This is a genomic window from Geodermatophilus obscurus, assembly GCF_900143215.1.
GTDB classification, from domain to species: domain Bacteria; phylum Actinomycetota; class Actinomycetes; order Mycobacteriales; family Geodermatophilaceae; genus Geodermatophilus; species Geodermatophilus obscurus_A.
Genome location: NZ_FRDM01000068.1, coordinates 1 through 9,767 on the forward strand (window position 1 = coordinate 1; position 9,767 = coordinate 9,767).

Below are 9,767 nucleotides of genomic sequence, written 5' to 3' on the forward strand. Positions count from 1 at the left end.
CGTCGGCCTGCTCACCCTCTCCCCCGCCGAGGTCGCGCTGACCCTCGCCGGCGCCGACACCGGCCTGCGCGCGCACCCCGACGACGCGGTCGCGCTCGCCCTCGCCGCCACGCGGGCCTTCCTCGCCGAACGGACCGCTCAGGGCGGCACCGCCTGGCGGCTGGCCGAGCTCGACGACGGCGCGATCCGCGTCGGGGCCCGCCTGGGCGGCCGCCGGGGCGGAGCCGTGGACGTCCCGCCGGCGCCGACGCCGGGGCCGGTCGGTGCAGCGCCGCAGTCCGACGGGCGGGTCGCGCTGGTCGCGGCCGTACCGCTCGGGCGGCTGGACGCCGCGCAGGCCGAGCTGCTCGCCCGGCTCGCCGACGAGGTGCAGCTGACGCCGTGGCGCAGCGTGGTCGTCCCGGACCTCGCCGAGGACGCCGTCGACGACGCGGCCGTCGCGCTGCACCGGACCGGCATGGTGTTCGACGCGGAGAGCCCGTGGACGCGGGTCACCGCCTGCGCCGGGCAGCCGGGGTGCGCGAAGTCGCTGGCCGACGTCCGGGCCGACGCCGCCGCGGCGGTCGCCACCGGGACGCTGCCCGTCGACGGCGCCCGCCAGCACTGGGCCGGGTGCGAGCGCCGCTGCGGCCGCCCGCAGGGTGAGGTCGTCGACGTGGTCGCGACCGGGACCGGGTACCGAGTCGGGAAGAGCTGATGCACGAGTTCGAGTACGAGTACGAGTACGAGAAGGACGGCGCGGAGATCTACCGGCGCTCGTTCGCCACCATCCGGGCCGAAGCCGACCTCTCCGGCCTGCCCGAGGACGTCGCGCGGGTCGCGGTGCGGATGGTGCACGCCTGCGGGCAGGTCGACCTGGTCGAGGACCTGGCGTACTCCTCCGCCGTCGTGGCGCGCGCCCGCGAGGCGCTGGACGCCGGCGCCCCGGTGCTGTGCGACGCGGAGATGGTGGCCTCGGGCGTCACCCGCCGTCGGCTGCCCGAGGACAACGACGTCGTCTGCACGCTGAACGACCCGCGCACGCCCGCACTCGCCGCGCAGCTCGGCACCACCCGCACCGCTGCGGCGCTGGAGCTCTGGCGCGACCGGCTGGACGGCGCCGTCGTCGCCATCGGCAACGCGCCGACCGCTCTGTTCCACCTGCTGGAGATGGTCGCCGCCGGAGCACCCCGCCCCGCCGCCGTCCTCGGCATCCCGGTCGGCTTCATCGGCGCGGTCGAGTCCAAGGACGCGCTGGCCGCCTCCGACCTGGAGCACCTGGTGGTCCGCGGCCGGCGCGGCGGCAGCGCCATCACGGCGGCCGCGGTCAACGCGATCGCGAGCGACGTCGAGTGAGCGGCCCCCGCACCGGTCGCCTGTACGGCGTCGGGCTGGGCCCCGGCGACCCCGAGCTGGTCACCGTCAAGGCCGCCCGGCTCATCGCCGCCGCCGACGTCGTGGCCTTCCACGCCGCCCAGCACGGCCGCTCGGTGGCCCGCGGGGTCGCCGCCCCCTACCTGCGCGCGGGCCAGGTCGAGGAGCTGCTGGTCTACCCGGTCACCACCGGGACGACCGACCACCCCGGCGGCTACCAGGGCGCGATCGACGAGTTCTACGAGGCGGCCGCGGCGCGGCTGGCCGCGCACCTGGACGCCGGACGCGACGTCGTCGTCCTCGCCGAGGGCGACCCGTTCTTCTACGGCTCCTACATGCACATGCACAAGCGGCTGGCGCACCGCTACCCGACCGAGGTGGTGCCCGGCGTGACCAGCGTCAGCGGCGCCGCCGCGGCGGTCGGCCGGCCCCTGGTGGAGCGCGACGAGGTGCTCACCGTGCTGCCCGGCACCCTGCCGGCCGAGGAGCTGGCCGAGTGGCTGGCCACCACCGACTCGGCCGCCGTGCTGAAGCTCGGGCGCACGTTCGGCAACGTGCGCGAGGCGTTCGACGCCGCCGGGGTGCTCGACCGGGCGCTCTACGTCGAGCGGGCGAGCACCGACCGCCAGCGCACGCTGCCGCTGGCCGACGTCGACCCGGCGACGGTCCCTTACTTCTCCCTCGCCCTGCTGCCCAGCCCGCTGACCGGGCCGACGCCGGGCCCCGAGCAGCACGACGAGGCCGTGCCCCGGACCGGTGAGGTGGTCGTCGTCGGTCTCGGGCCGGGCCGGCGGGCCTGGACGACGCCGGAGGCCGCCGAGGCGCTGGCCGCCGCCGACGACCTGGTCGGCTACGGCCCCTACCTGGACCGGGTGCCGGCCAACCCGCGGCAGACCCGGTACCCGAGTGACAACCGGGTGGAGGCCGAGCGCGCCGCGCACGCCCTGGAGCTGGCCCGGTCCGGACGGCGGGTCGCGGTCGTCTCCAGCGGCGACCCCGGCGTCTTCGCGATGGCCGCCGCGGTGCTCGAGGTCGCCGAGCGGCCGGAGTACGCCGGCGTCCCGGTGCGGGTGCTGCCCGGCCTGACCGCCGCGCAGGCCGTGGCCGCCCGGGTCGGCGCGCCACTCGGGCACGACTTCGCGGTGCTCAGCCTCTCCGACGTCCGCAAGCCGTGGGACGTCGTCGTCGACCGGCTGCGGCACGCCTCGGCCGCCGACCTGGTGCTCGCCCTCTACAACCCGCGGTCGAGGGCCCGCCCGCACCAGCTCGCCGAGGCGCAGGCGGTGCTGCTGGAGGGCCGCAAGCCCGACACGGTGGTCGTCGTCGGCCGCGACGTCGGCGGGCCGGAGGAGCGGGTCACCGTCACCACCCTCGGCGAGTTCGACCCGGAGACCGTCGACATGCGCTGCTGCGTGATCGTCGGCTCCTCGCAGACCCGGGTCAGCCGCGCCGGCGCCGTCTACAGCCCCCGCACGCACTCCGACGCCTCCTGAAGGAGGATCCCCGACGAGGCCCCGTCCAGAGGCTCGCCCCGAGCGTGCGAGGGGTGAGGAGGACGGGGTCCTCCTGGGAGCCACCTGACACCCAGTGCCACGCCTGGCACGATGACCCGCCAGTGGCGACCGTCACCCTCCCCGGGGCGGCGCTGACCACCGGGCGATCGTGGAAAGGGCTCTCATGGCGAGCACCAGGGACTGGTTCGAGACCGTCGAGGAGGCCCAGCACCGCGCGAGGAAGCGGCTGCCGCGGTCGGTGTACCTGGCGCTGGTCGCCGGGACCGAGAAGGGGCTGACGGCCGGCGACAACGTCGCCGCCTTCGACGAGATCACCTGGCGCCCGCACGTCGCCGACCTGCACGCCAAGCGGGAGACGGCCACCACCGTGATGGGCCAGGAGATGTCCATGCCGGTGCTGATCTCACCCACCGGCGTGCAGGCGGTGCACCCGGACGGCGAGGTGGCGGTGGCCCGGGCAGCCGCGGCGGAGGACGTCGCGATGGGGCTGTCCTCGTTCGCCAGCAAGCCGGTGGAGGAGGTCGGCGCGGCGCACTCCAAGCTGTTCTTCCAGATGTACTGGGTCGGCTCGCGGGAGACGATCCTCGCCCGGGCCGAGCGGGCCCGCGCCGCCGGCGCCAAGGGCCTGATCATGACGCTGGACTGGTCGTTCGCCTCGCGCCGCGACTGGGGCAGCCCGCCCATACCCGACACGATCGACCTCAAGAACGCGGTCAGGTTCGCCCCCGAGGTGCTGCGCAAGCCGCGCTGGCTGGCCACCTACCTGCGCTCGGGCGGCATCCCCGAGCTCAGCGTCCCCAACCTGGCGCTCGACGGCGAGGAGCCGCCGAACTTCTTCGGCGCCTACGGCCAGTGGATGGGCAGCCCGCTGCCCACCTGGGAGGACGTCGCCTGGCTGCGCGAGCAGTGGGGCGGGCCGTTCATGCTCAAGGGGATCACCCGGCCCGACGACGCCCGCCGCGCCGTCGACGCCGGCGTCAGCGCCATCTCGGTGTCCACCCACGGCGGCAACAACCTCGACGGCACGCCGGGGGCCATCCGCTCGCTGCCCGGGGTGGTCGACGCGGTCGGCGACCAGGTCGAGGTCGTCATGGACGGCGGGGTGCGCCGCGGCGCCGACGTCGTCAAGGCGATGGCGCTGGGCGCCAGGGCCGTTCTGATCGGCCGCGCCTACCTGTGGGGCATGGCCGCCAACGGCGAGCGCGGCGTCCAGAACGTCCTCGCGATCATCCGGCAGGGCATCGACGAGGCACTGCTCGGGCTCGGGAAGGCCTCGGTGCACGACCTGACCCGCGAGGACGTCGTCCTGCCGCCGCACTTCACCCGCAGCTGAGCGGGCGCCCCGCCGGCCGGCGGGAATGCGGACGCGGCAGGTGGGCTTGCGCTGTTGCGTGCCCGTCCGTCCCCCGTCCCGCGCCGTCTCCTTCTGGACGGCGGCCGCGCTGCTCGTCCTGGTCCTCGCGGCCTCCGGCGTCCCCTCGCCGCTCTACCGCGTCTACCAGGAGCGCTTCGGGTTCTCCGCCGGCGTGCTGACGACCGTCTTCGGCATCTACGCCCTCGCGCTGCTCGCCACGCTGCTGGTGGTCGGCGCGCTGTCGGACCACGTGGGACGGCGGCCGGTCATCGTCGCCGGGATGCTGCTGCAGGTCGTCGCCATGGCGCTGTTCTGGGCCGCCGACTCGGTGGGCTGGCTGCTGGCCGCACGGGTGGTGCAGGGGCTGTCGGTCGGCAGCCTCACCGGCGCCCTGGGCGCGACGCTGCTGGACCACCAGCGCAGCGACCGTCCCCTGGGCGCCCTGGTCAACAGCGCCTCCCCCGGGCTCGCCCTCGCCCTCGGCGCGGTCAGCGCGGGCCTGTCGGTCGAGTTCGTGCCCGCCCCCACCGACTGGGTCTTCGGCACGCTGACCGCCCTGTTCGCCGTCGCCGCCGGGGTGGCCCTGCTGCTGCCGGAGTCCTCGCCGCGGATCCCGGGCGCGCTGGCCTCGCTGCGCCCGCGGGCGCACGTGCCCGCCGCCCAGCGGGCGGCGTTCCTCGTCGCGGCACCCTGCCTGGTGGCGATGTGGGCGCTGGGCGGCCTCTACCTGTCGCTCGGGCCCTCCGTGGCCGCCGCCGTCTTCGGCCTCGAGGACCACCTCGTCGGCAGCCTGGTCATCGTGGCCATGCAGGGCATGGGCGCCGTCGGCTGCGTGAGCCTGCGCCACGCCGCACCGCACACCGCGATGACCGCCGGCTGCCTGGTGTTCGCCGCGGGCGTCGGCGGCACGATCGTCTCGCTCGCCACCGGGAGCGCTGCGCTGTTCTTCGCCGCCGCCGCGGTGTCCGGGTTCGGTTTCGGCGCGGCCTTCCTCGGTGCGGTGGCCACCGTGACCGCCGGCGTCGCGCCCGGCGAGCGCGGCGGGCTGCTCTCCAGCGTCTTCGTCGTCGGCTACCTGGCCTTCAGCATCCCGGCCGTCGCCGCCGGGCTGGCCTCGGGCGCGGTGGGGCTGCGGCCGACCGCTGCGGTGTACGGGGCGGCCGTGATCGTCCTGGCCCTGGCCGCGGTGGCCGGGCTGCTGCGGCACCAGCGCGCGACCGAGCGCCGTCCGGAGCCCCGGAAGGTCCCCCTCGCCCCCCGCCACTCGGAGAAGGACCCCGTCCTCCCCGGCCCTCGCCAGCTCGGGCCGGGACCCGGGACGGGCCCGGGGACCCTGCAGGGGCGCCGCGCTCAGCTGTAGGAGCCGAGGTCGTCCAGCCCCTGGACGTGGCCGGCGGAGTCAGCGCAGGACGGCGTCCAGGAACCCGTGCACCCGCTGCTCGAGCTCGGCGGTGCGCTCGGCGGCGACCTCCTCCCGGTCGCGCTCCCGCAGCCACGGCGGGATCTCCGCACGCGCGCGGACGGCGCAGGCGAGGTCCGCACAGACGTAGGTGCCGACCGTGTTGCCGTTGCGGCCGGCCTCCCCGGCCCGGCGCGCGGTGAACAGCGAGACGTCGCTGCCCGCCTGCGCCGTCTGGCACAGCAGGCACATCGCGGGCGTGCCCGCCGACATCCGGGTGTCGGCGGCGCGGACGGCGACGCCGACCGGCCGGCCCTCCCGCTCGACGACCAGGTAGCCGCGCAACGGCGCCCTCGGGTCGCGCCAGCCGAGGACGACGAGCTCCTCCCACGGCGTCTCGGCGAACGTCCGCGGCAGGGTCATGCCCTCGGCCTCGCCGCGCGAGCAGTTGACGAAGGACCGTCGCACCTGCTTCTCGGTCAGCGCGCGCACCGCTCCCGCTCCTCCCCGTCGTCGGACCGCCGACGGACATCATGTGGCAACCCGTCTCGCGGCTCAGCCGATTTCCGCGCCGCCACCGTCACGTGGCCGGGTCGCTCCCGCCCGTGCGGCCGTCCCGGTAGCGGCGCGAGCTGTCGATGACCTGCCGGATGATCGCGAGGGCCCGCCTGAGGTCGGCCTCGCCGACCTCCTCCGCGACCGTGTCGGCCCACTCGTGCTGGGCGGCGGTCAGCCGCCGGAGGGCGCTGCGGCCCTGCGCCGTCGGCTCGAGGAGCTTGGCGCGGCGGTGCCCCGGGTTGTCGCGGTAGACCGCCCACCCGCGCTCCACCAGGAGGTCTGCCACCCGCTGCACGCTCTGCCGCGCGAGGCCGAGCCCCACCCGCCGCGCGATCTCGGCCACCGGCAGGGCCTCGTCCAGGGTCGCACCGAGGACCTGCCACCAGGCCGGGGTGAGTCCGACGGGCCGGGTCATCAGCTCGGCAGCGGCGAGGAACTCGCCGTTCAGCTCGAACACCGGCAGGACCAGGTCGGTCAGTGCGTCGCCGGCGGGCGTGCGGGCGCGGTCACCGCCGCGCACGCCTGGCTCGACGCCGGGGACCGGCTGCTGTTCCACGGTCACGGCGTCATGTGGCCGACTGGCCGACGAGCGCATCGAACCAGCGCCGCTCCCCCGTGGTGTACAGCCCGTGCCAGGCGTCGATCGTCGCCGGGGGGAAGAGCTCCAGCCGGCGGAAGACCGCGGCGGCGAAGTCGACCGGCGCGGTGGCCGGAGCGGTGATCACGTCGCCGTCCTCCACGACCCGCTCGTCCCGGTAGCGGCCGGCCCCGGCGTAGCCCGACGGCAGGAGGAAGTCCGGGGCGTTGCTGGTGTGGGCGCGGTCGTCCAGCAGGCCGGCTCGCGCGAGGCCGTAGGTGGCTCCGCAGATCCCGGCGACGGGCGTGTGCCGCTCCAGCAGGACCCGGGCCAGGTCGAGGACCCGTCCGTGGCCGTCGGACCAGGTGTCGGCACCGGGCAGCACGAGCAGCGCCACGTGTCCGGGGGTCACGTCGTCGAGGTCCCCGTCGGTGCGCAGCCGCAGCCGGCCCTTGGTCGTGACCTCCTCCTGCCCGTCCGCCAGGACGCGGAGCCGGAACCGGTCCGGCTCCAGCTCGGCGGCCATGGCCAGCCCGGCGGTCAGGTACGAGCACTCCCAGTCGGCCATCGTGTCGGTGGCGTAGAGGACGACGTCGTTCACGGAACCCACTCCTCAGTTGACAGTGCCCTGTCATCCTGCCATGGATGACAGCATCCTGTCAAAGGGCACGCGTGCTCGCCGCCGTCACCCGCCGAGCAGCACCGCCCGGACCTCCGCCGGGGTGGCCGCCACGACCGCGGCACCGGCGTCCGCGAGCTCACCCGGCGGCGCGGGACCCCAGCCGGCGCCGATGCAGGGCAGCCCGTGCGCGGCCGCGCCGAGCACGTCGTGCGCCCGGTCGCCGATGAGCACCGGCCGCTCGCCGTCGGGGTGGGCGGCCAGCGCGGCGGCGACCACCTGGTCCTTGCGCCGCACGGTGCCGTCGAAGGTGGCGCCGTGCACGGACGCGAAGGAGGGCAGCAGGCCGGCGTGCGCCAGCAGCCGGACGGCGAAGGGCTCCGGCTTGCTGGTCGCCACGGCGAGGGTGGCGCCGGCGTCGACCAGGTCGGCGAGCAGCTCGGGGACGCCGGGGTACACGGTCGCGTCGAGCAGCGCGCCGGCGGAGTGGTGCACCCGGTAGGCGGCGACCGCGCGCGGGACGTCGTCCGGCGGGACGCCGAGGACGAGGCCGAACCCGTCCTGCAGCGGCGGGCCGACCATCCCGCGCAGCTGCTCCGGGGTCGGCTCCGGCAGGCCGAGCGCGGCGGCCGCGGCGCGGACGGAGGCCCAGATGCCGGGCGTGGAGTCGACCAGCGTGCCGTCGAGGTCGAACAGGACCAGGCGGCGGGTCAGCCCCTGGTGCGGAGAGTGATCAGCTGCTTCCATCTTCAAGCAACCCCTGCCGTCGTCCGACCCGGAGGACCTCCATGACCCGGACCCGCGACACCACCGTGGCAGCTCCTCCCTCGACGATCCGGCCGGTGCAGGCCGCCGCGGCGCTGTCGCTGGTGGTGCTGTTCTGGCAGTTCCTCTCGGCCGGCCGGATCATGGTGGGCGAGGACGCCACCGGGGGCCACGGGGCCGGGGCGATCGCCCTGCACGTGACCACCGGTCTGCTGCTGATCGCCACGGTGCTGCACGGGCGGCGCACGCGGCTGTGGTGGCCGGCCGCGCTGGCCGCGGCCGTCTTCGTGCTCACCTTCGCCCAGGCGGCGCTGGGCAGCTCGGGCTCGATCGCCACGCACGTGCCACTGGCCCTGGTGGTCACCGCGGGCACCGTGTGGCTGGCGGCCTGGTCGTTCCGCGCTCCCGCCACCCCCTGAGCACCCAGACCGCGGCCTCCTCGACGGTCGCGGCCACCGGCACGCCCTCGGGCAGCGGCGGCCGGCGGACCAGCACCACCGGCACGCCGAGATCCCGGGCCGCGGTGAGCTTGGCCGCGGTCATCGGGCCGCCGCTGTCCTTGGTGACGACGACGTCGACGCGGTGCGCGGTCATCAGCGCCCGCTCGTCCTCGACGCGGAACGGACCGCGGGCGAGGACCACCGTGGTCCGGGCCGGCAGCGGCGGCTCCGGCGGGTCCACCGAGCGGACGACGCAGTGCGCGGTCAGCCCGGCGAAGGCCGCGAGCCCCTGCCGGCCGGTGGTCACCAGCACCGAGCGGGCGCCGGCCACCACCGTCGCCGCCTGCTCCAGGGAGTCCACCCAGCGCCAGTCGTCGCCGGCCTGCTCGGTCCAGCCAGGGCGCTGCAGCCGCAGCAGCGGGGTGCCGGTCGCGGCGGCCGCCGTGGCCGCGTGCGCGGTCATGGTGGCGGCGAACGGGTGCGTGGCGTCGACCAGCGCCGCCACGCCGTCGAGCGCCGCCGCCAGACCCGCCGTCCCGCCGAAGCCGCCGACCCGCACCTCCCCGGGCGGCAGCACCGGGTCGGCGACGCGGCCGGCGAGCGAGCTGAGCACGTCGACGCCCTCGGCCACCAACCGCTCCGCGAGCCGCCGGGCCTCCGCCGTCCCGCCCAGGACGAGCACCCGGCCGGTCACGCCGGGGCCCCGTGCATGCTGATCAGGTGACCGAGGCGGGGCGCGAGCGCAGCACCGGCCTGCGCTACGGCTGGACGACGGGCGCCTGTGCGACCGCCGCGACGACCGCCGCCTACACCGCGCTGCTCACCGGCGAGTTCCCCGACCCGGTGCGGATCGACCTGCCCCAGGACAAGCACCCGTCGTTCGCGCTGGCCACCGAACGGCTCGAGGCCGGCGCCGCGACCGTGGGTGTGGTCAAGGACGCCGGGGACGACCCCGACGTCACGCACGGCGCGCTGGTGTCGGTGCGGGTCACGCACGGCGAGCCGGGGAGCGGCGTCCTCTTCCGGGCCGGCGAGGGCGTCGGCACCGTGACCAAGCCCGGCCTGCCGCTGGCCGTCGGCGAGCCGGCGATCAACCCGATGCCGCGGCAGTTCGTCCGCGAGCACGTCGCCGCGGTCGCCGCCCGGCACGACGGCACGGGTGACGTCGTCGTCGAGGTCTCGGTGGAG

Annotated in this window: 11 protein-coding genes and 1 pseudogene; 7 read left to right on the forward strand and 5 right to left on the reverse strand. The window is 76.2% G+C overall.

The window, feature by feature from the left end; all coding sequences use genetic code 11:
- The 5 genes and pseudogenes from BUB17_RS24465 to BUB17_RS24485 form a co-directional block, all read left to right on the forward strand.
- Window positions 1-697: pseudogene (locus tag BUB17_RS24465) on the forward strand (precorrin-3B synthase); the annotation flags it as partial.
- Window positions 697-1,335, forward strand: coding sequence for a precorrin-8X methylmutase (locus BUB17_RS24470; RefSeq protein WP_072921324.1), 639 nt, complete (start codon window positions 697-699; stop codon window positions 1,333-1,335). The pseudogene BUB17_RS24465 and the gene BUB17_RS24470, both read left to right, overlap by 1 nt.
- On the forward strand, window positions 1,332-2,846 hold the full coding sequence (locus BUB17_RS24475) for a precorrin-2 C(20)-methyltransferase (RefSeq protein ID WP_072921327.1): 1,515 nt from the start codon (window positions 1,332-1,334) through the stop codon (window positions 2,844-2,846). Before BUB17_RS24470 ends, BUB17_RS24475 begins: the two co-directional genes overlap by 4 nt.
- 184 nt (window positions 2,847-3,030) lie before the next feature.
- Window positions 3,031-4,200, forward strand: a complete 1,170-nt coding sequence (gene mftD, locus BUB17_RS24480) for a pre-mycofactocin synthase MftD (protein ID WP_072921341.1) — start codon at window positions 3,031-3,033, stop codon at window positions 4,198-4,200.
- A gap of 58 nt (window positions 4,201-4,258) precedes the next feature.
- Window positions 4,259-5,581, forward strand: a complete 1,323-nt coding sequence (locus BUB17_RS24485) for an MFS transporter (protein WP_244277474.1) — start codon at window positions 4,259-4,261, stop codon at window positions 5,579-5,581.
- A gap of 39 nt (window positions 5,582-5,620) precedes the next feature.
- Here BUB17_RS24485 and BUB17_RS24490 read toward each other — a convergent pair whose 3' ends face one another.
- The 4 genes from BUB17_RS24490 to BUB17_RS24505 all read right to left on the reverse strand — a co-directional run bounded on the left by BUB17_RS24490 (window position 5,621) and on the right by BUB17_RS24505 (window position 8,121).
- Window positions 5,621-6,112: an FBP domain-containing protein gene (locus BUB17_RS24490; RefSeq protein ID WP_072921343.1), complete on the reverse strand. Its 492-nt coding sequence runs from the start codon at window positions 6,110-6,112 to the stop codon at window positions 5,621-5,623.
- A gap of 88 nt (window positions 6,113-6,200) precedes the next feature.
- Entirely contained in the window at window positions 6,201-6,734 is a 534-nt protein-coding gene (locus BUB17_RS28365; protein WP_280173913.1) for a MarR family winged helix-turn-helix transcriptional regulator, read from the reverse strand.
- Window positions 6,735-6,744: 10 nt separating this feature from the next.
- On the reverse strand, window positions 6,745-7,356 hold the full coding sequence (locus BUB17_RS24500; RefSeq protein WP_141243196.1) for a DJ-1/PfpI family protein: 612 nt from the start codon (window positions 7,354-7,356) through the stop codon (window positions 6,745-6,747).
- An 84-nt stretch (window positions 7,357-7,440) separates the two neighbouring features.
- Complete coding sequence (locus BUB17_RS24505; RefSeq protein WP_072921346.1) at window positions 7,441-8,121, reverse strand: HAD hydrolase-like protein; 681 nt, start codon at window positions 8,119-8,121, stop codon at window positions 7,441-7,443.
- A gap of 41 nt (window positions 8,122-8,162) precedes the next feature.
- Here BUB17_RS24505 and BUB17_RS24510 point away from each other — a divergent pair, with 41 nt between their 5' ends.
- The gene (locus tag BUB17_RS24510) at window positions 8,163-8,558 is read left to right on the forward strand and encodes a hypothetical protein (protein ID WP_083606594.1); all 396 of its coding nucleotides are present in this window, start codon (window positions 8,163-8,165) and stop codon (window positions 8,556-8,558) included.
- On the opposite strand, the gene BUB17_RS24515 is transcribed toward BUB17_RS24510, so the two are convergent.
- Window positions 8,500-9,273 (reverse strand): cobalt-precorrin-6A reductase, encoded by a 774-nt coding sequence (locus tag BUB17_RS24515; RefSeq protein ID WP_083606595.1) that lies wholly within the window; start codon window positions 9,271-9,273, stop codon window positions 8,500-8,502. The genes BUB17_RS24510 and BUB17_RS24515 overlap by 59 nt on opposite strands.
- 26 nt (window positions 9,274-9,299) lie before the next feature.
- On the opposite strand from BUB17_RS24515, the gene BUB17_RS24520 reads away from it, so the two are divergent.
- Window positions 9,300-9,767: cobalt-precorrin-5B (C(1))-methyltransferase (locus BUB17_RS24520; RefSeq protein WP_141243197.1), on the forward strand; the 468-nt coding region annotated here is incomplete at its 3' end.

Bases quoted from the DNA above. Each gene is read 5' to 3' on its own strand.
- BUB17_RS24470 (WP_072921324.1), top strand. From the start codon at position 697: ATGCACGAGTTCGAGTACGAGTACGAGTACGAGAAGGACGGCGCGGAG.
- mftD (WP_072921341.1), top strand. From the start codon at position 3,031: ATGGCGAGCACCAGGGACTGGTTCGAGACCGTCGAGGAGGCCCAGCAC.
- BUB17_RS24505 (WP_072921346.1), bottom strand. From the start codon at position 8,121: ATGGAAGCAGCTGATCACTCTCCGCACCAGGGGCTGACCCGCCGCCTG.
- BUB17_RS24510 (WP_083606594.1), top strand. From the start codon at position 8,163: ATGACCCGGACCCGCGACACCACCGTGGCAGCTCCTCCCTCGACGATC.